Annotated in this window: 24 protein-coding genes; 10 read left to right on the top strand and 14 right to left on the bottom strand. The window is 66.2% G+C overall.

The window, feature by feature from the left end; genetic code table 11:
• Positions 1-80: 80 nt before the first annotated feature.
• From NNX38_RS07370 to fabF, 8 genes are all read left to right on the top strand, one after another.
• Positions 81-1,034 (top strand): carbohydrate ABC transporter permease, encoded by a 954-nt coding sequence (locus NNX38_RS07370; protein WP_255797411.1) that lies wholly within the window; start codon positions 81-83, stop codon positions 1,032-1,034.
• Complete coding sequence (locus tag NNX38_RS07365; protein WP_255797410.1) at positions 1,031-1,951, top strand: carbohydrate ABC transporter permease; 921 nt, start codon at positions 1,031-1,033, stop codon at positions 1,949-1,951. The genes NNX38_RS07370 and NNX38_RS07365 overlap by 4 nt, the downstream gene beginning before the upstream one ends.
• Positions 1,952-1,990: 39 nt before the next feature.
• Positions 1,991-3,346: an ABC transporter substrate-binding protein gene (locus tag NNX38_RS07360; protein ID WP_255797409.1), complete on the top strand. Its 1,356-nt coding sequence runs from the start codon at positions 1,991-1,993 to the stop codon at positions 3,344-3,346.
• Between the two features lie 60 nt (positions 3,347-3,406).
• A complete protein-coding gene (locus tag NNX38_RS07355; protein ID WP_255797408.1) occupies positions 3,407-4,630 on the top strand; it encodes a CdaR family transcriptional regulator in 1,224 nt (407 codons plus the stop codon).
• A gap of 109 nt (positions 4,631-4,739) precedes the next feature.
• Positions 4,740-5,693: an ACP S-malonyltransferase gene (locus tag NNX38_RS07350; protein ID WP_255797407.1), complete on the top strand. Its 954-nt coding sequence runs from the start codon at positions 4,740-4,742 to the stop codon at positions 5,691-5,693.
• Positions 5,690-6,751, top strand: a complete 1,062-nt coding sequence (locus NNX38_RS07345; protein ID WP_255797406.1) for a beta-ketoacyl-ACP synthase III — start codon at positions 5,690-5,692, stop codon at positions 6,749-6,751. Before NNX38_RS07350 ends, NNX38_RS07345 begins: the two co-directional genes overlap by 4 nt.
• 111 nt (positions 6,752-6,862) lie before the next feature.
• Positions 6,863-7,108, top strand: coding sequence for an acyl carrier protein (locus NNX38_RS07340; RefSeq protein ID WP_055240832.1), 246 nt, complete (start codon positions 6,863-6,865; stop codon positions 7,106-7,108).
• Between the two features lie 80 nt (positions 7,109-7,188).
• A complete protein-coding gene (fabF, locus tag NNX38_RS07335; RefSeq protein ID WP_255797404.1) occupies positions 7,189-8,424 on the top strand; it encodes a beta-ketoacyl-ACP synthase II in 1,236 nt (411 codons plus the stop codon).
• A gap of 189 nt (positions 8,425-8,613) precedes the next feature.
• Here fabF and NNX38_RS07330 read toward each other — a convergent pair whose 3' ends face one another.
• From NNX38_RS07330 to NNX38_RS07295, 8 genes are all read right to left on the bottom strand, one after another.
• Entirely contained in the window at positions 8,614-9,117 is a 504-nt protein-coding gene (locus tag NNX38_RS07330) for a DUF3145 domain-containing protein (protein ID WP_227923692.1), read from the bottom strand.
• A 211-nt stretch (positions 9,118-9,328) separates the two neighbouring features.
• Positions 9,329-10,273, bottom strand: a complete 945-nt coding sequence (locus NNX38_RS07325; protein ID WP_255797403.1) for a tyrosine recombinase XerC — start codon at positions 10,271-10,273, stop codon at positions 9,329-9,331.
• Between the two features lie 31 nt (positions 10,274-10,304).
• Positions 10,305-10,832, bottom strand: a complete 528-nt coding sequence (locus NNX38_RS07320) for a methylated-DNA--[protein]-cysteine S-methyltransferase (protein ID WP_255797402.1) — start codon at positions 10,830-10,832, stop codon at positions 10,305-10,307.
• A 47-nt stretch (positions 10,833-10,879) separates the two neighbouring features.
• On the bottom strand, positions 10,880-12,103 hold the full coding sequence (gene dprA, locus NNX38_RS07315; RefSeq protein WP_255797401.1) for a DNA-processing protein DprA: 1,224 nt from the start codon (positions 12,101-12,103) through the stop codon (positions 10,880-10,882).
• Complete coding sequence (locus NNX38_RS07310; protein ID WP_255797400.1) at positions 12,100-13,647, bottom strand: YifB family Mg chelatase-like AAA ATPase; 1,548 nt, start codon at positions 13,645-13,647, stop codon at positions 12,100-12,102. The genes dprA and NNX38_RS07310 overlap by 4 nt, the downstream gene beginning before the upstream one ends.
• Positions 13,647-14,012: a YraN family protein gene (locus NNX38_RS07305; RefSeq protein WP_255797399.1), complete on the bottom strand. Its 366-nt coding sequence runs from the start codon at positions 14,010-14,012 to the stop codon at positions 13,647-13,649. Before NNX38_RS07305 ends, NNX38_RS07310 begins: the two co-directional genes overlap by 1 nt.
• Positions 14,013-14,112: 100 nt before the next feature.
• Complete coding sequence (locus NNX38_RS07300; protein WP_255797398.1) at positions 14,113-14,658, bottom strand: SDR family oxidoreductase; 546 nt, start codon at positions 14,656-14,658, stop codon at positions 14,113-14,115.
• Positions 14,637-14,846, bottom strand: a complete 210-nt coding sequence (locus NNX38_RS07295) for an SDR family NAD(P)-dependent oxidoreductase (protein WP_255797397.1) — start codon at positions 14,844-14,846, stop codon at positions 14,637-14,639. Before NNX38_RS07295 ends, NNX38_RS07300 begins: the two co-directional genes overlap by 22 nt.
• A gap of 243 nt (positions 14,847-15,089) precedes the next feature.
• Here NNX38_RS07295 and NNX38_RS16905 point away from each other — a divergent pair, with 243 nt between their 5' ends.
• Positions 15,090-15,932 (top strand): LPXTG cell wall anchor domain-containing protein, encoded by an 843-nt coding sequence (locus NNX38_RS16905; protein ID WP_255797396.1) that lies wholly within the window; start codon positions 15,090-15,092, stop codon positions 15,930-15,932.
• A gap of 31 nt (positions 15,933-15,963) precedes the next feature.
• Here NNX38_RS16905 and NNX38_RS07285 read toward each other — a convergent pair whose 3' ends face one another.
• A complete protein-coding gene (locus NNX38_RS07285) occupies positions 15,964-16,551 on the bottom strand; it encodes a 2'-5' RNA ligase family protein (protein WP_255797395.1) in 588 nt (195 codons plus the stop codon).
• A gap of 43 nt (positions 16,552-16,594) precedes the next feature.
• Here NNX38_RS07285 and NNX38_RS07280 point away from each other — a divergent pair, with 43 nt between their 5' ends.
• Entirely contained in the window at positions 16,595-17,185 is a 591-nt protein-coding gene (locus NNX38_RS07280) for a GNAT family N-acetyltransferase (RefSeq protein ID WP_255797394.1), read from the top strand.
• Here the strand turns inward: NNX38_RS07280 and NNX38_RS07275 are convergent.
• The 5 genes from NNX38_RS07275 to rplS are packed head-to-tail and all read right to left on the bottom strand — an operon-like array spanning position 17,157 to position 20,070.
• Positions 17,157-17,477, bottom strand: a complete 321-nt coding sequence (locus NNX38_RS07275) for a DUF2469 domain-containing protein (RefSeq protein WP_227901490.1) — start codon at positions 17,475-17,477, stop codon at positions 17,157-17,159. The two genes, NNX38_RS07280 and NNX38_RS07275, sit on opposite strands and share 29 nt — an antisense overlap.
• 7 nt (positions 17,478-17,484) lie before the next feature.
• Complete coding sequence (locus NNX38_RS07270) at positions 17,485-18,222, bottom strand: ribonuclease HII (protein WP_255797393.1); 738 nt, start codon at positions 18,220-18,222, stop codon at positions 17,485-17,487.
• Entirely contained in the window at positions 18,219-18,983 is a 765-nt protein-coding gene (gene lepB, locus NNX38_RS07265) for a signal peptidase I (RefSeq protein ID WP_229951602.1), read from the bottom strand. Before lepB (NNX38_RS07265) ends, NNX38_RS07270 begins: the two co-directional genes overlap by 4 nt.
• Before the next feature lie 11 nt (positions 18,984-18,994).
• A complete protein-coding gene (lepB, locus tag NNX38_RS07260; RefSeq protein ID WP_255797392.1) occupies positions 18,995-19,705 on the bottom strand; it encodes a signal peptidase I in 711 nt (236 codons plus the stop codon).
• Between the two features lie 5 nt (positions 19,706-19,710).
• The gene (gene rplS / locus NNX38_RS07255; protein ID WP_146364401.1) at positions 19,711-20,070 is read right to left on the bottom strand and encodes a 50S ribosomal protein L19; all 360 of its coding nucleotides are present in this window, start codon (positions 20,068-20,070) and stop codon (positions 19,711-19,713) included.
• Positions 20,071-20,191 lie beyond the last annotated feature (121 nt).

Genomic DNA, 20,191 nt, shown 5'->3' with positions numbered 1-20,191 from the left:
TTATGCTCCCCACAATCGACGCGCACCCGAAAGGCTGCTTGCCGGTCGTTCAACGTCGAACCCTTGCCCAAAGGAAGAAGATGGCCAGGACCACCGTGTCGCCGCCTGTTTCCGCCGCGCCGCCGGCCAGTAACCCCGCTGTCCGCCGCCGACGTTTTTCCGGCCGCACCCGCAGGGACTTCTTCACCTTCCTGGCCTTTGCGCTGCCCAACCTGATCCTGATTGCCGCCTTCACCTACCGGCCGCTGTTCAGCAACATCTATTACTCCACCCTGAACTGGACCCTTGGTGCCAAGACAGCAACGGTGGTCGGGATCGAAAACTACATCACGTTCTTCACCTCTCCCGATGCCCGGGACGTGCTGACCGTAACGGCAGTGTTCACGGTCTTCACCGTCGGCGGATCGATGCTGCTGGGACTGCTGGTTTCGCTGGCGCTGAACCTGAAAGTCCGCGGCACCACCTTGGCCCGCGCCGCCGTCTTTGCCCCGTATGTCCTGTCCGGAGTGGGTGTGGGCCTGGTCTGGCTGTTCATTTTCGATCCCGTCTACGGAGCGCTGGCCTGGGTGCTGCGCGGTTTCGGAGCCAGCAGCCCCGAATGGATCAACAACCCGGACCTGGCGCTGGTCATGATCATCCTGGTTTACGTCTGGAAGAACCTCGGCTACTGCGCGGTGGTCTACCTTGCCGGCCTCCAGTCGATTCCCCGCGACGTGCTCGAGGCCGCACAGCTCGACGGCGCAGGTGCGGCGAGGCGGTTCTTCAGCGTTTCGCTGCCGCTGCTTTCCCCGACAACCTTCTTCCTGCTCATCACCACGCTTCTCAGTTCGCTGCAGGCCTTCGACCTGATCCGGATCATGACCCCCACGGGCAACGGCACCAACACCCTGATCTTCGAGGCCTATCTGCAGGCCTTCGGCGGATTCAACCGGGCCGGCTATTCGGCCACCGTCTCAGTGATCCTGTTCGTGCTGCTGCTGGTGGTCACCGGTTTCCAGCTTCGGTTCGTCGAGCGGAAGGTGCACTACTCATGAGTGTCCCTGCACCCGCCGCCCCGGTGTCCGCGCCGGCACCAACCGGCAGCAAGGGTTCCCGCCGGACCGGCGAAGGCCCGCTCTCACGTCGAAACATCACCGAAACTCTGCTGACCGGGTATGTGCCCCTGGCCCTCACCACACTGGTGGTATTCCTCCCCCTGATGTGGATGGTCCTGTCCTCCTTCAAGGGGCCCGGAGAGATCGTTACCACGGACCTGGATGTCCTGCCGGATTCCCTGGACTTCAGCAACTACCAGGACGCCATGACCCTGGTGCCGTTCGGCAGGTTCTTCGTCAACAGTGTGATCGTCACACTCGCCGGCGCCTCCATCAAGGTGGTGCTGGCCATCCTCACCGCCTACGCACTGGTCTTCATCAGGTTCCCGTTCAAGCGGGTGATTTTTGTAGCCATCCTGGTAGCCCTCATGGTCCCCCCGCAGGTGGCGATCCTGCCGAACTACATCCTCGTAACGTCCCTTGGCGGTGCCGACACGTATTGGGGCATGATCCTGCCCGGGCTCGGGACGGCGTTCGGGACCTTCCTCCTGCGGCAGCATTTCCTCACCCTGCCCGGCAGCATCCTGGAGTCCGCCGAGATCGACGGGGCAGGACACTGGTCCCGCCTGTGGCGGATCGTCGTCCCGATTTCCGTGCCGACCATCGCCACCGTGGGACTGGTCACGATCGTGACCGAATGGAATGAGTACATCTGGCCGCTGGTGATCGTCAGCCGGCCCGAGATGATGACCCTGCCGGTCGGCCTGACCCTGCTCCGGAATTCCGAGTCCGATCCCGCCAGCTGGGGCATCATGATGGCCGGCGCGGTCCTCGTGCTGGTTCCGATCCTGGTGGTCTTCGCTGCCCTGCAGCGCTATATCGTCGCCGGTCTGACCCAAGGCTCCGTCACCGGCTAAGCCGAACTGCAAAATGTCCGCACTCCAGAAAGGCATTCCATGTCAACAGCATCCAAACCGGCCTTCAACCGCCGTCTGTTCCTGTCCCTGAGTGCAGCCGGCGCCTCTGCGGCCGCCCTGGCGGCCTGCGGCGGACCGTCCACGGAAACGGACACCCCCGTCGAGGAGGACGAACTCGACTTCAGCGGCGTGACCCCCGCCCCGGAGATCACCTTCTGGTCCAGCCACCCGGGCCAGTCCGAGGCGATTGAAACCGAGATCATCGAGAAGTTCCACGCTTCCCAGAGCGAGATCCGCGTGAACATGGTGAGCGCGGGATCCAACTACGAAGAGGTGGCCCAGAAGTTCCAGACCACCCAGCAGGGCGGCGACCTCCCCGCAATCGTCATTTTCTCCGACGTCTGGTGGTTCCGCTATTTCCTCAACGATTCCATCATCCCGCTGAACGCGCTGATGGAACAGTTGGACTTCGACACCGCCGACTACCGGGACCAGCTGTTCAGCGACTATGAGTATGACGGGCGGCAGTGGGCCGTTCCGTTTGCCCGCTCCACTCCCCTCTTCTACTACAACAAGGACCACTGGGCCGCCGCCGGCCTGCCCAACCGGGCACCGGAGACCTGGCAGGAGTTTTCGGAGTGGGCGCCGAAGATCAAGGCGGCGGTGCCCGGCATCCAGAACGTCTACCAGCACCCGGCCTTGATTGATTATGCGGGCTGGACCCTGCAGAACCAGCTTTGGGGAGAGGGAGCCGCCTGGAGTGACGAGTGGACCATTACGGCTGACTCGGCCGAGGCCGTCACCGCCATCCAGCAGGTCCAGGACACCGTCTATAAGAATGCCTGGGCGGGAGTGTCTTCCAAGGACGCCACGGCCGACATGGCGGCAGGTGCCGTCTCTGCGGCTGTGGGTTCCACCGGGAACCTGGTGGGTGTGCTCAAGACGGCAACGTTCGACGTCGGCGTGGGATTCATGCCCGGCGGCAGCCGGGAACTGACCGGTGTCTGCCCCACGGGCGGCGCCGGCCTGGGCATTCCGAAGGACATCAGCCCCGAGCAGCAGCTCTCCGCCGCGACTTTCCTGAAGTTCCTGACCTCCCCGGAAAACACCGCAGCGTTCTCCGCGGCCACGGGCTACATGCCGGTGCGCAAGTCCGCGGACATGACGCAGGTGCTGGCTGCGACGCCGCAGATCCAAACGGCCATCGACCAGCTGGCCGTCACCCGGAACCAGGACTATGCCCGGGTGTTCCTGCCCGGAGCGGACCAGGAAATCGCCAAGGCGGCCGGCCGGATCCTCACGGAACAGGCCGATGTGAAAACCGTCCTGACGGAACTGACCGCAACATTGGAAGGCATCTACACAAACGATGTGAAGCCCAAGCTGCCCGCCTAGCCAAGTTGTAGCCTTCACACAAAATAGCGGTTCACCCCTGCAGGCCGTAAGCTCGCAGGTATGCCAGTGCGTCCCAATACGTCCGCTGCCTCAGCGCCGCCGGAAGCAGACCTGCCCACCGTCGAGCGCCTGAAAGCGAATATCGGCAGGCTTTCGACTGCCACCCTGCAGCAGCTGGACATTTCCCTGCCGTGGTACCGGGGGCTGCGCCCGGACGAGCGCTCCGCGCTGGGAATGGTTGCACAGAAGGGCATCGCGTCCTTCGTGAACTGGTACCAGCGTCCTGCCTCACCCGCATGGGTGCTCAGCGACGTCTTCGGCACCGCTCCAACCGAGCTCACCCGCTCGATCAGCCTGCAGAAGGCCCTTCAGCTGATCCGGGTGGTGGTGCAGGTGGTCGAGGACCGGGTGCCGGAGCTCGCCGGCAGCGAGGTCCAGTCCAAGCTGCGCGAAGCGGTGCTTCGCTATTCGCGTGAAGTGGCCTTCGCCGCCGCAGACGTCTATGCCCGTGCGGCCGAAACGCGCGGCGCCTGGGACACCCGACTGGAGGCCCTTGTTGTCGACGCCATCCTGCGCGGCGAGAGTTCCGACGCGCTGCGCTCCCGGATTGCCGCCGTCGGCTGGACGTCGGCGGCACCGGTCACCGTTATGGTGGGCGGCTCTCCTGCCGAAGCCAACGCCACGTTCGTCAATGAACTCCGCCGGGCCACCGGCCGGCTGGCCGAAGACACCCTCGTGGGGATCCAGGGCGAGCGGCTGATCCTGGTCCTGGGCGGACTGGAGGACAAGGCTTTCTCCTACACCCGCCTGTCCGAACTCTTCGGCCCGGGCCCGGTGGTGTACGGCCCGCCCGCACCCTCCCTTGTCGAGGCAGGCCCGTCCGCACAGGCCGCGTTTGCCGGGCTTACCGCCGCCCGCGCCTGGCCGGCTGCACCACGCCCGGTGGCCGCTGATGATCTGTGGCCCGAGCGGGTGATGTCCGGTGATGACACTGCACGCCGGGCCCTGGTGGAAAGCATCTACACTCCCCTGCTGGGTGCCTCCAACGGCCTCGCCGAGACCCTTAGTGCGTACCTCTCGCTGGGCCACTCCCTGGAGGCCACGGCACGTGAACTCTTTGTCCATGCCAATACGGTCCGCTACCGGCTGCGGCGGGTCTGCGATGTCACCGGATGGGACCCGATGCTGCCCCGCGAAGCGTTCGTGCTGCAGACCGCATTGGTGGTTGGGCGCCTGGCACCTGCAGGAAAAGCAGCCCCCGAGAAGCCCGCCGTCCGCCCCTGAACCTTGCCCGGACGCCGTCGTCGGCTTGTAGACTTCCTACAAAGCCGTCCGGGGAGCTTGGTCTACGCAAACACCCGGTACCGTCCCCTATCTTTGGAAAGCTGTATACGTGCTTGCAATCGTCTGCCCCGGCCAGGGGTCCCAAACGCCAGGATTCCTCTCGCCGTGGCTGGAACTGCCCGGCGTCCGTGATCATCTTTCCGCACTGAGCGACGTCGCCGGCCTGGACCTCATCGCCCACGGCACGGTCTCCGACGAGGAAACCATCAAGGACACCGCCGTCGCCCAGCCCCTGATCGTGGCCGCCGGCCTGATGGCCGCCCGGCTGCTGCTGGACCCCTCGGCACTGACATCCTCCACCGTCCTCGCCGGCCACTCCGTCGGCGAGATCACGGCCTCCGCCATTGCCGGTGCCCTGCCGGAAAACGACGCACTGGTGTTTGTCCGGGAACGGGCCAATGCCATGGCACGCGCCGCAGCAGTGGAGCCCACGGGCATGAGCGCCATCCTCGGCGGGGACCCCGACGACGTGGCGGCCGTGCTGGAAGCCGCAGGGCTGACGGCGGCGAACGCCAACGGCGGCGGGCAGATTGTAGCCGCCGGAACGCACAACCAGCTTGAAGTACTCACCGCGGCACCGCCGGCCAAGGCGCGGGTTATTCCGCTGAAGGTCGCCGGCGCGTTCCACACCTCCCACATGGCGCCCGCCGTCACTGTCCTGGAAGCACTGCGCCCCTCCCTCACCCCGCAGGCGCCGCTGGCCACGCTGCTGTCCAACCGCGACGGCGCCGCAGTGGTGTCCGGTGATGCCAACCTTGACAGCCTCATCGCGCAGGTTTCCCGCCCGGTACGGTGGGACCTCTGCATGGAGAACATGCTCGGCATGGGCGTGACCGGCGTGCTGGAACTGCCGCCGGCAGGAACCCTCACCGGACTGGCACGCCGCGGCATGAAGGGCATCCCCACACTGGCCCTGAAATCCCCAGAAGATCTAACCGCTGCCCGGGAGTTCATCCGTGAGCATTCCGGAACGGCAGCAACAACCGGAGAAGGTAACGCGTGAGCACGCCCACCCTGAAGCAGTCCCCCGTCAACGAATTCAGCCGGATCCACGGCATCGGCGCCTTCCGCCCCGACGTCATTGTGAGCAACGACGACGTCTGCCAGTGGATCGATTCCTCCGACGAATGGATCCGCCAGCGCACGGGCATCGTGACCCGGCACCGTGCGGACAAGGGCACGTCCGTGGTGGACATGGCCGAGGCCGCCGGCCGTGAAGCACTGAAGAACGCAGGCATCGAGGGGTCGCAGCTCGGCGCCGTCATCGTCTCCACGGTGACTCACCCCTACGCGACGCCTTCGGCCGCCACCCAGATCACCGAGCGGCTGGGCGCAACGCCGGCACCGGCCTACGACGTTTCGGCCGCCTGCGCCGGGTACTGCTACGGCATCGCCCAGGCAGACGCGCTGGTCCGCTCCGGCGCCGCCGACTACGTGCTGGTCATCGGCGTGGAGAAGCTTTCCGACTTCATCGACAACACCGAGCGCACCATCTCCTTCCTGCTCGGCGACGGTGCCGGCGCCGTCGTCGTAGGACCTTCCGACACCCCCGGCATCGCGCCCTCCGTCTGGGGCTCCGACGGCAGCAAGTCCGGTGCCATCGGCATGACCCACTCCATGCTGGACGTCCGTGAACTCTCCCTCGCTGCCGAGGCCGACGGCGGCATGAGCCCCGCGGACCTCTCCGGCCGGGAAACCAAACTCTGGCCCACCCTGCGCCAGGACGGCCAGACGGTCTTCCGCTGGGCCGTCTGGGAGATGGCCAAGGCTGCCCAGCAGGCGCTCGACGCCGCCGGGATCACCGCCGAGGACCTGTCCGCCTTCGTGCCGCACCAGGCCAACATGCGCATCATTGACGAAATGGCGAAGCAGTTGAAGCTGCCCGAGTCGGTCATTATTGCCCGGGACATTGCCGACGCGGGAAACACCTCGGCTGCATCGATTCCCCTGGCCACCTACCGCCTGCTGCAGGAGCACCCGGAACTGAGCGGCAAGCTGTCGCTGCAGATCGGCTTCGGTGCCGGCCTCGTGTTCGGCGCGCAGGTAGTTGTCCTCCCTTAGCCCCATTGCCCGCAGTGCCGGCTAAGCCGGTGCAGCCCACAGAACCACACCGCTTCGGCGGTTGGAAAACCGGACCGGTCCCGTACCGGCACTACAAGAAAAGGAGCCAACATGGCTAGCAACGAAGAAATCCTGGCCGGCCTCGCCGAGATCGTCAATGAAGAGACGGGTCTGGCCCCCGAGGCCGTTGAGCTGGACAAGTCCTTCACCGATGACCTGGACATCGACTCCATTTCCATGATGACCATCGTCGTCAACGCCGAAGAGAAGTTCGGCGTGCGCATCCCGGACGAAGAGGTCAAGAACCTGAAGACCGTCGGCGACGCCGTGGACTTCATCTCCAACGCCCAGGCTTAACCTTCCGGCGGCCGCTGCCTGGCGGCGGCCGCCCGGTACCGCCGGAACCAGCACCTGCAACTGCTTCAAGAGAGTGAATCATGGCCCGCAAAGTAGTCATCACAGGCCTCGGAGCGACCACGCCCATCGGCGGGGACGTTCCAACCATGTGGAAGAACGCACTGCAGGGTGTCTCCGGCGCCCGTACCCTCGAAGATGAATGGGTGGAGAAGTACTCCCTGCCCGTGACCTTCGCCGCGCGTGCCACCACTCCCGCTTCGGAAGTCCTTTCCCGCGTCGAAGCCAAGCGGATGGACCCTTCTACGCAGTTCGCCGTCGTCGCGGCACGCGAAGCCTGGGCCGATTCCGGCCTCGCAGACGTTGACCATGACCGGCTTGCCGTCTCCTTCGCCACCGGCATCGGCGGCATCTGGACCCTGCTCGACGCCTGGGACACCCTGCGTGAAAAGGGCCCGCGGCGGGTACTTCCCATGACCGTTCCGATGCTGATGCCCAACGGCCCGTCCGCCGCGGTCAGCCTCGACCTGGGTGCCCGTGCCGGCGCCCACACGCCCGTCTCCGCCTGCGCCTCCGGAACCGAGGCCCTCCACCAGGGCCTGGACATGATCCGCTCCGGCAAGGCCGACATCGTCGTCGCCGGCGGCGCGGAAGCCTGCATCCACCCGATGCCCCTGGCGTCCTTTGCCTCCATGCAGGCCCTGTCCAAGCGCAACGATGATCCCCAGCGTGCCTCCCGCCCCTATGACAAGGACCGTGACGGCTTCGTGATGGGTGAGGGTGCCGGTGCGCTGGTGCTCGAAAGCGAAGAGCACGCCTTGGCCCGCGGCGCGCGGATTTACGCCGAGCTCGCCGGCACGGCCGTCACCGCCGACGCGTACCACATCACCGCACCGGACCCCGAGGGCCTCGGCGCCACCCGGGCCCTGAAGTCTGCTCTCTTTGATGCCCGGGCGCAGGCCGAGGACGTAGTCCACGTGAACGCGCATGCCACGTCCACCCCGGTGGGCGACAAGCCCGAATACACTGCGCTGAAGGCTGCCCTGGGCAGTGCCCTCGACGGTGTTGCCGTGTCTGCCACCAAGTCGCAGATGGGCCACCTGCTGGGCGCCTCGGGTGCAGTCGAGGCCGTCCTGACGGCTTTGGCGGTCTACGAACGCCAGGCGCCGGCAACGATCAACCTGGACAACCAGGATCCGGAGATCCCGCTCGACGTCGTGACCTCCAGCCGCCAGCTGCGCGGCGGAGACATCGTCGCGCTGAGCAACTCCTTCGGCTTCGGCGGGCACAACGCCGTCGCCGTACTGCGCAGCCGCTAAATCCTTCGTTTGCAACAAACAGGCGTGCGGGGCCCCCGGGGGCCGGGCGCCGGGGGGGTGTTAGTGGGGGGGGTTGTGGACTATCCACGCCCTCCGCCCCTCCCCAAAAAGCATTCTCTCCAAACCCCCGGGCGCCGCCCCCCCGGGGGCCCCGCACGCCTGTTTGTTTAGCTATGGAGTTTTGAGGAACTAGCCTACCTGGTGCAGCCAGCGCACTGGGGCACCGTCGGCCGCGTGCCGGAACGGCTCCAGCTCTTCGTCCCAGGCTTCGCCCAGGGCGAGTGAGAGTTCGTGGTAGACAGCCGACGGGTCGCCGGCGCCGTTTTCATAGGCGTAACGGATGCGGTTCTCGGAAATCATGATGTTACCGTGCACATCGGTCGCAGCATGGAAGATGCCCAGCTCAGGGGTGTGTGCCCAGCGGCTGCCGTCGGCTCCGGGGCTCTGTTCCTCCGTCACCTCGTACCGGAGGTGTGCCCAGCCGCGCAGCGCGGACGCGAGCAGGGAACCGGTGCCCTGCGGTCCGGTCCAGGCGATTTCAGCCCGTACCATTCCGGGCGCAGCCGGCTGAGGGGTCCACTGAAGATCCGTTCGCTTTTCCACGACGGATCCGATGGCCCACTCAATATGGGGGCACAACGCGGAAGGGGCAGAGTGCACAAACAGTACGCCGCGCGCCATCACAACAGACATTCCATCCTCCATAGCTGTAGGTACGTCTTCCCCAACGACCTGCTGCTGCATGGACGGATATCGAGCCATATGTGTCCGCTGTCCCTCATTGTGCCGTAAGTTACGTCGATGCGCCAATGTAGCCTTTTGAGCCGCTGCAGCACGGAAGGCCGGGCGGTGCAGCCGGTGCTGACCGCCGGCGTTGGGCGGCCGGGAGTCGGGTCGGCCGGCCCTAGGCGCGCGGGTGTGCCTGGCTGTAGCTCTGGCGCAACCTGGCCACTGAGACGTGCGTGTAAAGCTGCGTGGTGGCAAGGGACGAGTGGCCCAGGATTTCCTGCACGGCACGCAGGTCGGCACCGCCGTCGAGCAGGTGGGTGGCCGCGGAGTGGCGGAGGGCGTGCGGCCCGGAGGCGGAGGTGTCCGGCATGGCTTCCAGGAGGACGGCGACCACGCTGCGGACCTGTCGCTGGTCCACTCGTCCGCCCCGTTTGCCCAGGAACAATGCCGGACCGCTGTCCCCGGTCACCATCGACGGGCGGCCGCGGCGCAGCCAGTCATCCACCGCGAGGGCAGCCGGCAGGCCGTAAGGCACCGTGCGTTCCTTGTTGCCCTTGCCCAGCACCGTGAGTGTCCTGCGGTCCGGATCGAGGTCGTCGACGTCCAGACCGGCCAGCTCTCCCACCCGGATGCCCGTGGCGTAGAGCAGTTCGACCATTGCGCGGTCCCGCAGCGCCACGGGTTCGCCCTCGGCGGCAGCCGCCTGCAGGGTTTCGAACAGGTCATCCAGCTGGCTGCTCCGCAGTACGCCGGGAAGGGTCTTTTCCTTCTTCGGTGCCTTCAGCCGCAGGGCCGGATTCTCACTGATGAGTTCCTCGCGCAGGGCCCAGTTGGTGAAGCTGCGCGCCGTGGCGGCGCGGCGGGCCAGCGTGGAACGGGCCTGTCCCCCGGCACTGAGTTCACCCAGCCAGCCGCGCAGGATACCCAGGTCCAGTTCCTGAAGCGAGCCTGCTCCGGCGCCGAGGGCATAGTCGAGCAGCTTCGACACATCCGATTCGTAGGCCCGGACGGTGTGTTCGGAGCGTCCACGCTCTGCCGTCAAATACCGGCAGAAGCCCTCCAGGGCGGAACGGAATTCCGCCGGCCACGCAGTTCTGTCTGCTGCTCCCTTTGATGTCACCTCTTTACTGTTCTCTCTTTGGTGCCGGCGTTCAAGCAGGCACGCTGTCGGCACGCAGGCAGTTCCGCCGCAGGTGTTCTGTCTGCGGTGCCTGCTCCAGCTCCAGCAGGTACCGCTTCGCATCAACGCCGCCCGAGTATCCGGTCAGCGCGCCGCGGGACCCTACCACGCGGTGGGTGGGCACAACCAGGTTCAACGGGTTATGGGCCAATGCCGCCCCCACGCTTCGAGCCTTGGCAGCGTCACCCAGCAGGACCGCCAGCTGCTTGTAGCTTGCCGTCCTGCCGTAGCCGATGCCCGAGACCTGCTCCCATACCCTGCGCTGGAACTCGGTTCCCTGCGGGTTGGTGTCTACGTTGAAACAGCAGCGCCGGCCCTCGAAGTACTCCGTCAGTTGGCGTTCGACATCCTCGAAGCCGTCTTCCGCCGCAATGCCGTACGGTGTCCCTGCCCCTGCAGCCACGGCGGGCGGCCCGAGCCGGACCGTGGAAAGGACGCCGTCCAAGGCGACCAGGGTGAGCACCCCAATCGGTGAGGTGACTATCTTGTGAGTGAGCATGATGATGTCCTTCCTGGGTTGTTCGGGTAGTGGAAATGTCGTTGCTGCTAGTGGCGGCCTCGGCGCCACTGGTCCGGTTCGGTCCGTACGGCGAGTCCCTCCAGTTCCAGCCGTGCCAGCCCGGCGCGCACCCCTTGCAGGGACAGCCCCGCGACGGAGGCCAGTTTTTCGATGGTCGATCCGCTGCGCACCGGCAGCGCATCCAGCAGCAGCAGGTCCTCCACGGACAGTCCGTCGTGATCTGCGCGGCGGTCCCCTGCCGGACTGTCCCCTGCCCGTCCGCCGATGTCGTTCGGTTCTCCCGGCAGGACAGCACGGAGCGGCCCGGCCAGTTCCACGACTTCCTGGGCATCGGTCACGCAGACCGCACTGCCGTCGCGCAGCAGCCGGTGGCATCCGGCGGAGTTGGCCGAGTACACGGATCCGGGCACCGCACCGACTTCCCGTCCCAACCCGGCAGCATGATGGGCGGTGTTCAACGCGCCGGACCTCCACCGGGCCTCCACCACCACGGTGACGGCACTCAGCGCAGCAATGATCCGGTTCCGTTGCAGGAACCTCCAGCGGGTGGGCGCCGATCCCGGCGGCACTTCGGACACCACCAGTCCGCGCTCCGCGACGGTGCGAAGCAGGTCCTCGTTGCCGGCCGGGTAGAACCGGTCCGCACCGCAGGCCATGACCGCTATCGTGGCCGTGGTTCCTGCGGCTGCAGATGCGAGCGCGGCACGATGTGCCTGCGCGTCGATTCCGTAGGCACCCCCGGAGACAACGGTGTACCCGCGGTTGGCGAGTCCCGCCGAAATGTCCCCCGCGATGGACAGCCCGTATCCGGTGGCATCCCGGGAACCCACGAGCGCCACGGTCCGGTCAAGTTCCGGCAGGCCCCGCCCCAGGTCTCCCCGTACCCAGAGACACAGAGGCATCTCCATCTGCAGGTGTCGCAACGACTCGGGCCAACGGGGATCCTCCGGAACGAGGAGTTCCCCTCCCATACGGCGGATCGCACCCAGGTCCCGGTCCGGGGCCAGATCAGCTACCCGCGGTGCCCACCGTTGAAGCCCCTCTGCCAGGGCGCTTCCCTGGCTGCCGCCCGGGGACAGCAACCGTGCCGTTTCGGCGGCAAGATCCGGCGGCGGGTCCACCGCTCCGGTGGCGATCTGCAGCGCGTGGACCGGACCGGCCGCTGCCACGAGGGCAAGGCCCACAGCATCCGAGGGTTCGAACAGTCTCGACAACGCCGCCCGTGCGAGAAGCGCCTCATCATTACTCATGCCGCCGCTCCCTGCCGGCGGAAGGCGAGGGCCTGTCCGACGTCGTCGGCGTCCGGGCTCCCGTGCCCGGCGAGATCGGCGACGGTCCAGGCCACGCGCAGCACCCGGTCGTAGCCCCGTGCCGTCAGCAACTGGCGGTCCATGGCCCTGTCCAGTGCCGAAGTCGCTTTGCTCGGCGGCCGCAGGGTGCCCCGCAGCAAGGTGCCGGGAACCTCGGCGTTGGTTTCACATCCCAGCGGCGCCAGCCGTTCCCGTTGAAGCCGCCGAGCCTCCTGCACGCGTGCCGCCACCGTAGAGCTGGCCTCCGCAGTCTCTGCTGCGAAGTAGTCGACCAGGGAGACACGCTGAACCGAGAGCTGCAGGTCCACCCGATCCAGCAGCGGACCGGAAAGCCGGCTGAAATACCGTCGCCGCTGCGTGGAGGTGCAGGTGCACTCGATTCCCTTACCGGTGGCGAGTCCGCAGGGACAGGGATTGGCGGCAAGGACCAGCTGGAAACGCGCCGGATACACGGCTGTACCCGCCGCCCGGTGCAGGACTAGCTCGCCGCTCTCCAGCGGCTGGCGCAGGCCGTCCAGTACCCGCCGCTCGTACTCGGGCGCTTCATCGAGGAACAACACGCCGCGGTGGGCACGGGAGGCAGCACCGGGGCGCGGAATGCCTGAACCGCCGCCGATCACCGCTGCTGTAGACGCGGTGTGGTGCGGACTCTCGAACGGGGGCCTGCGGAGCAGTTGGCGGCAGTGGCGTCCCTGCCAGGCGAGGGAATGGATGGCAGTGACTTCCATTGCCTGGTCATCGGAAAGGTCCGGCAGGATGCCGGGCAGCCGTTCAGCCAGCATGGTCTTTCCCGCCCCCGGCGGCCCGGTCATCAGCAGATGGTGTGCTCCCGCCGCGGCGACCTCGACAGCGAAGCGGGCCTCTGCCTGCCCTGCCACGTCAGCGAGGTCGGGAATCCGGGATTCAACTGCACCCTCTTCGTGTTCCGGATCTTCGCCTGTACGGGCCACCGGCAGCGGAAAACTGAGCTGCTCGGGGTCGGCGCCGAGGTCGGCGGCTACCTCGGCCAGGCAGGAGTATCCACGCACGCGGGCTGTGGGAACCAGTGCCGCCTCCTCTGCGTTCTCCGCCGCCACGGCGAAGTCCGTGTAGCCGGCGGCAACCGCGGCCATAACAGCCGGAAGGATGCCCCGGATCGGCCGAAGCCTGCTGTCCAGGCCGAGTTCTGCCAGGAAGACGCACCGGCCCGGAGTTCTCAATACGCCCCCGGCGCAGAGTGCGGCCACAACAATGGCCAGGTCGAAGCCGGAGCCGTGCTTCGGTACATCCGCCGGCATCAGATTGACTGTGATGCGGCGCCGGCTCAGCGGGAGTCCGGCGTTCTTTGCCGCTGACTTCACCCGGTCGCGAGCCTCGTTCAGGGAGGCATCCGGCAGCCCCAGCAGGATGAAGGACGGCAGGGACTGGCCGATGTCGGCTTCAATCTCCACGATCCTGCCCCGCAGGCCGACAAGCCCTACCCCGTAGGTCCGTCCGAGCCCCATCAGGAAATCCCCCGCAGATGCTCCACAACAGGAGGATTGGTGCCGTCGTCAAGAATCGAAACTGCGTCGATCCGGCGGTGGGTAAAGTATCGGCTGTTGGCCCTGGCCCAGGCGCCCGCCAGCAGGTAGAGGCGGGCGACCTTATCCTGTCCGATCGCTTCGAAGGGGTGCCCGAAGTCCACCGAGGAACGCGTTTTCACTTCGACCACCACCAGGGTGGCGCCGTCCACTGCGACCAGGTCGATCTCGCCCTCGGGACACCGCCAGTTCCGGTCGATGATGCGAAGCCCGGCTTCGGTCAGGTAGCGCGCCGCCAGTTCTTCTCCGCGGCTTCCCAGGATGTCTTTGGCTTTCATGTCCACCACGTTGGCTGAAGCCCGCCGGGCCGGTCACCCGGGAACTACCGGCCTGTGGAGGAAGTTTCCGCCGCGGAGCACCGGACCCTGAGTGTGGAGGAACAGAAGTTCAGGCCAGTCCCCCGTTGGCGTAAACCACCTGGCCGTTGACCCAGCGCCCCGGCCCGGCAAGGAAGGCGACGGTTTCGGCGATGTCATCCGGCTGGCCCAGGCGTCCAAGCGGCGCCGCCTCAGCCAGCCGGGCAACGGTGGCCTCGTCCTTGCCGTCCAGGAACAACGCCGTAGCTGTCGGCCCGGGCGCCACCGCGTTGACCGTGATGTCCCGTCCACGCAGTTCCCGCGCCAGGATCAGCGTCATCCCTTCCACCGCAGCCTTGCTGGCTACGTAGGCGCCGTAGCCGGGGTATTGGGTGCGCCGGACGGTGGTCGAGAAGTTAATGATCGCTCCACCAGGACGCACCCGGCGGGCCGCCTGCTGCGACACCACGAACGTTCCCCGGATATTCGTGTGGTGCATCCGGTCCAGGTCCGCCAGGTCCAGCTCCGCGATGGGGGCAAGGAGCATGATGCCTGCGGTGTTGACGACCACGTCCAGACCGCCGAAGGCTGTCTCGACGGCGTCGAACACGGCAGTCATCGCCGGCTCGTCTCCCACATCTCCGCCGACGGCAAGGCATGTCCCCCCTCGGCGGCAACGTCGGCAACAACCCCGTCCGCTGTCGCTCGATTCCGTGCGTAGTGCACACCCACGGAATAGCCGTTCAACGCGAGCCGTCGGACTACAGCGGCTCCGATCCCGCCGGATCCTCCGGTCACCAGGGCAACCCGTCCCGCAGTATCCATGACACTCTCCTCGCTGGTCGTAGGCAGGACCTTAGCGTTTTGAAGGTCCCGGGTACACCACCGGCGCCGTATGGCCAAGGGCAGATAGAAGCCGGAGCGGAATTTGAGCGGGTCTTGCCGGGAAACTGCGTCATTCCGTAGGGGAACGCTGAGACGGCCCGGACAGGATGGCGACGCTAACGCCCATGTTCGACTCACACAAAGGACATCATGCAAAACCGCAAGCGAAATACAACCGCTGTAGTGGCAGGATTTGCAGCCTTAGCGGGGCTGTCGATTGTCACCGGCGCGCCGGCTTTGGCCACCGCCGTGCCGGCGACCGGGGACACTGTCCCAACCACGTCGCCGAGCGGGTCTCCCTCGGCGGGGGTTTCCGTGACGGAAACAGGCATCTACTTGTACCGGAAGGTAGACGCGGAGAAGCCGGCCGCCTGGACCAACTCGGGGAAACAAACCTTCCTTGCCAAGCAGCCCGGACACCAGTGGTTCACCGATGTATCCTCCCTGGTCCCCTCGGTTCCATTCGAGGTATGCGGTCCCGGCTGGGCCGTCCAGCAAGACGTACTCGAGTTTGAAGACGCTTATGAGTGGCCGACGCACCTCCTTTATCCCGAGCCCTTCCCCGGGAATCCGAAGCTGAAGGACTCCAAGCATCAGGAGCTTGAGGAGGTGATGACGGTTCCCGATTGCGCTTCCACGCCGACGCCAACGGACACCCCGTCCGCGACCCCGACGCCGACACCGACACCGACACCAACGGACACCCCGTCCCAGAAGCCGACGCCGACACCAACGGACACCCCGTCCCAGAAACCCACGCCGACGCCGACACCTACGGACACCCCGTCCGCGACCCCGTCCACGACCCCGGCAGGTTCGGTAACCCCGCCCGGTTCGAACGGCACCCCGCCTGCCCCGGCCACCACGGACCCCGGGGTCCAGGTTGCCGGCAACCCCAGCCCCCGGGTTCCTGATGCAGGGCTTGCCCACACGGGTGCCGGCGGAATGTGGCTTGCCGCTGCCGGCGCAGCCATTCTGGCTGTGGGAGCCGTACTGGTGGTCATTGCCCGCCGCAGGAAGGCCTAAGCCGTAACCTGCAGGTGTACCCCGGACACCATCAGTGCCCGGGGTACACCACCGGCATCGGCTGCAGCGTCACGGACTTCAGCGGCAGCGAGGGCAGGTCGCCTGCGAATCCCCGCGCCAGGGAGATGTGCGGGCGCAGGGTTCCGGCATGCATAAAGTTCGGATCACCGGCCATGAAGGCTGCGGCGTCCCGGATCCCGGCGGCGCCGAGGAAACCACGCAGCGCGCCGTATAGTTCCCGATGCAGCAAAGTGAGTTCCGGCGTCGGCAGATACTCCACTACCAGGGTCGATCCCCGCGTACCGAACCCGGCAAACCCGGCAGGCTCCAGCCGGAAGGAAACCGCGGGCAGCAGCGCCTCAGTCCGGGCAATGTATTCGGCGAGCAGCTGCTCGTAGGCGGAACGGGAAATGCCGGTTTGGGCGTTGATGGCCCGGTGCACGTCCAGCACCTTCCCGAAGTGGATCAGCGTCAGGTGCAGCTGCGGCCGCGGCACCAGCCGCGTGCCGTCCGGCAGCGCCTGCTGCAGGGACAGGAGATGGGCCAGTGACGGCCCGTCGGGTTGCATCTGGGCGTACAGGCGGAGGTTGGCATCGAAGCCGGGCCGGGACTCGGGCATGACGCTAAGTCTAAGTCCGCAGTACACCCGTTAGGCTGTCGGGATGGCTTTCGAGATCCCGCTGCTCAGCGACGACACCCTCCTGCTCCGTCCGCACGCCTCCGCCGACCTCGACACCGTCTACGCACGCTGCGTTGACCCCCTGTCGGTCCAGTGGACCACCATTCCGCTGGACTACACGCCGGAGATGGCGCAGCAGTATCTGGAGGCTATCTGCGTCCCGCAGGAAAACGCGGTGTCCTGGGCGCTCGACGTCGGCGGCAGCTATGCAGGGACCATCGACCTGCGCTTCGAAGGCGCAGCCTCCGGTTCGCTGGGGTTCGTCACGTCGCCGGAATACCGGGGCCGCGGCCTGATGTCCCGCGCGGTCCGGCTGGCAGTGGGGCACGCCTTCGAGGACCTGGACTGGGAGGTGGTTACGTGGAAGGCACATGCGGGAAACACCGGCAGCTACAAGACGGTCTGGCGCTGCGGTTTTCCGCAGCCGGTCGCTGTGCCGTATCTGCTGAACCACCGGGGAAAAATGGTTGAAGGCTGGATCTCCAGCCTCGCTCGGAATGACCCAAGGAGCCCATCCGTCAGCTGGGCGAAGGCAGAGGCGGAACTTACAGTTCGTCGGCCTTCGGCAGTGTGAGGTCGTCGTTGCGGGTGAGCTCCTCCACGTTGACATCCTTGAAGGTAATCACCCGCACGCTTTTGACGAACCGTGCGGACCGGTAGACGTCCCAGACCCATGCGTCCTGCAGCGTGAGGTCGAAGTAGATCTCGCCGTCGGCGGACCGTGCCTGCAGGTCCACGTGGTTGGCCAGGTAAAAGCGCCGTTCGGTTTCCACCACGTAGCTGAAGAGGCCTACGACGTCGCGGTACTCCCGGTACAGCTGGAGCTCCATGTCCGTTTCATAGTTCTCAAGGTCTTCGGCGCTCATGTTCCTATCATCCCCCAACTGTGCTCAAGTCGTCTTCCGGTTCCAGCACCGGTTCACCCGGGCGGGGCTTGGAGCCCAGCCGCCAGGACATGCGGTGCAGCGGCGTGGGTCCGTGGACGTCGATGGCCGCGCGGTGCGACTCGGTGGCATAACCCTTGTTGATCTCCCACGAATAGTGCGGGTTCGAAGCGGCAAACTCTACCATCATGGCGTCGCGTTCCACCTTCGCCAGCACACTGGCGGCGGCCACGCTCAGGCACTGCATGTCCGCCTTGATCCGGGTGTGCACCGGTGCCGTGCAGCCTCCGGCCGGTTCATCGGGATCGTCGAACAGGCTGCCCTGCCGCTCGGGCGAGAGCCAGTTGTAGTTGCCGTCAAGGAGTACGACGTCGGGGCGCAGCGTTGAGCACACCTGGTCCCAGGCGCGCGTTCCGGCCAGACGCAGGGCGACGGTCAACCCGTGCAGGTCGATCTCCGCCGCACTGGCATGGCCCACCCCCCAGGCCAGGGCCCATTTCTTGATCTGCGGAACCAGCGTGTTCCGGTCGGCTACGGAGAGCAGCTTGCTGTCCCGCACTCCCTTGAGCGAACGGACGGTGGCCAGGTCCACGGCCACCATCCCTACGGACACGGGTCCGGCCAGCGCGCCGCGGCCCACTTCGTCGCAGCCGGCCAGGATCCGGTGCCCGGAGGCAGCGAACGTACGCTCATGCCGAAGGGTCGGCGGCTTGGCGGTGGAACTCACTTGCTGTCGCTCGGTTCCGGAACGTCCTCGAAGACCTCGGAATAATCGCTGACCCCGCCGACGCGGTTCAGCGGCCAGGCCGTCACTACGGCCTTGCCCTCAATGTCCGCCACGTCTACGAAACCGCCGCCCTCACCGTACTGGTGTTCGCGGGAGTCCGCAGAAGCGTTGCGGTGGTCCCCCATCACCCAGACCTTGCCCTCCGGGACAACCACGTCAAAGGGGATGTCGGAGGGGGCGGCGCCGGGGTACAGGTAGGGCTCGTCCAGGGGTTCGCCGTTGACGGTGATCCTGCCGTCGGCGTCACAGCAGACCACGTGGTCGCCTTCGGTGCCGATGACACGCTTGACCAGGTGCTGCTGGGACTCGTCAGGGAGCAGGCCCACAAAGGTCAGGGCTTCCTTGACCGGATTCGTTTCCTTCTCCGCTGTCTGCGGCAGCCAGCCCTTGGTGTCCTTGAAGACCACGACGTCGCCGCGGTTCAGGTCCATCGGTTCAGGGACCAGCAGGTTGACGAAAATCCGGTCGTTGATTTCCAGAGTCTCTTCCATGGACCCCGAGGGGATGTAAAACGCCCGGAAAAGGAAGGTTTTGATCAGGAAGGACAGCACCAGGGCTATCACCACGATCGTGAGGACTTCACGCAGCCAGGCGCCGAAACCCCGTTTCTTTTCCTTCGGTGCGGTCGAGTGCGCTGCGTGGTCCCGCTGCTCCCCGGAGCCGGGCGTCCCGTCAGGGGACTGGTCCGGTTGCTGCGACATTGCGTTTCCTCTTATTTCTCCGTGTTCCACTCGGCTCCTAAGGATAGCCGGTCAATATTGGTACCGCGCTCGAGCGGCCAAAGAATCCGCTGGGCCTCCCCGACGACCCGCTCCGTGGAGATCAGCCCGCCGCCGGGAGCTCCCAGCAGGGAGCGGGAATCCGCCGAAACGGACCGGTGGTCCCCCATGAGCCACAGCCTGCCTTCCGGAACGACGACGTCGAACGCGTGGTCGCTGGGAGCGTCTCCAGAATAAACGTACGGCTCGTCCACGGGAGTTCCGTTGATCGTTATCCGTGGATCCCCGTCCGTGCAGCAGCTCACCCGGTCCCCCGCCACACCGATAACCCGTTTGACATAGACGGTGTCGCTGCCGGCCAGCCCGAACCAGCGCCCCACGGTGACTGCGGCGTCGAGCACTGCCGGACGCCCGCTGTGCAGCGGTGCCAGCGAGCCCCGGCCGTCGAACACCACTACGTCGCCGCGCTCGATCTCCGCCGAATCGTAGGCGGTACGGGAGACGAGAATCCGGTCACCGGGTTCCAGCAGGGGCTGCATGGAATCGGAAGGGATGTAGAAGACGTCGAACAGGAATGCCCGGACGAGTGCGGCGAGGACCACAGCTGCGGCGAGAGCACATAGCACAAAACGCCAGCCCACAAACCGGGGCCGGCGTTTCGTGTGCTTCGCGGAGGGTTCCCCGGAGGCGGATGCTGCAGTCAAGTAAGTTACTTGGCGGGACGGAAGTCGCGCTTTTCCTTGATCTTGGCTGCCTTGCCGCGCAGATCGCGCATGTAGTACAGCTTCGCGCGGCGGACGTCACCCTTGGAGACGACCTCGAGCTTGTCGATGACCGGGGAGTGTACCGGGAAGGTACGCTCAACGCCGACACCGAAGCTGACCTTGCGGACCGTGAAGGTCGCGCGGAGGCCATCGCCCTGGCGCTTGAGCACGAAGCCCTGGAAGACCTGAACACGGGTGTTCTTGCCTTCGATGATGTTTACGTGAACCTTGACCGTGTCACCGGCGCGGAACTCGGGGATGTCCGTACGCAGGGAAGCTGCGTCAACAGAATCTAGGATGTGCATTGTTTATCACTCCTGGTGAACGCCACAGGTCATTCACTTTGGTTACGGCAGCAAGAATGCGCCCCGAAATGCGGGCTGCACGGATGCTGTCGAAGTTAGTAGACCGGCAGGACCGAGGATG

The sequence above is a fragment of the Arthrobacter sp. zg-Y238 genome (assembly GCF_024385525.1).
GTDB classification, from domain to species: domain Bacteria; phylum Actinomycetota; class Actinomycetes; order Actinomycetales; family Micrococcaceae; genus Arthrobacter_B; species Arthrobacter_B jinronghuae.
The sequence above is the reverse complement of the archived record's forward strand: the minus strand, read 5'-3'. Positions and strand labels throughout refer to the sequence as shown.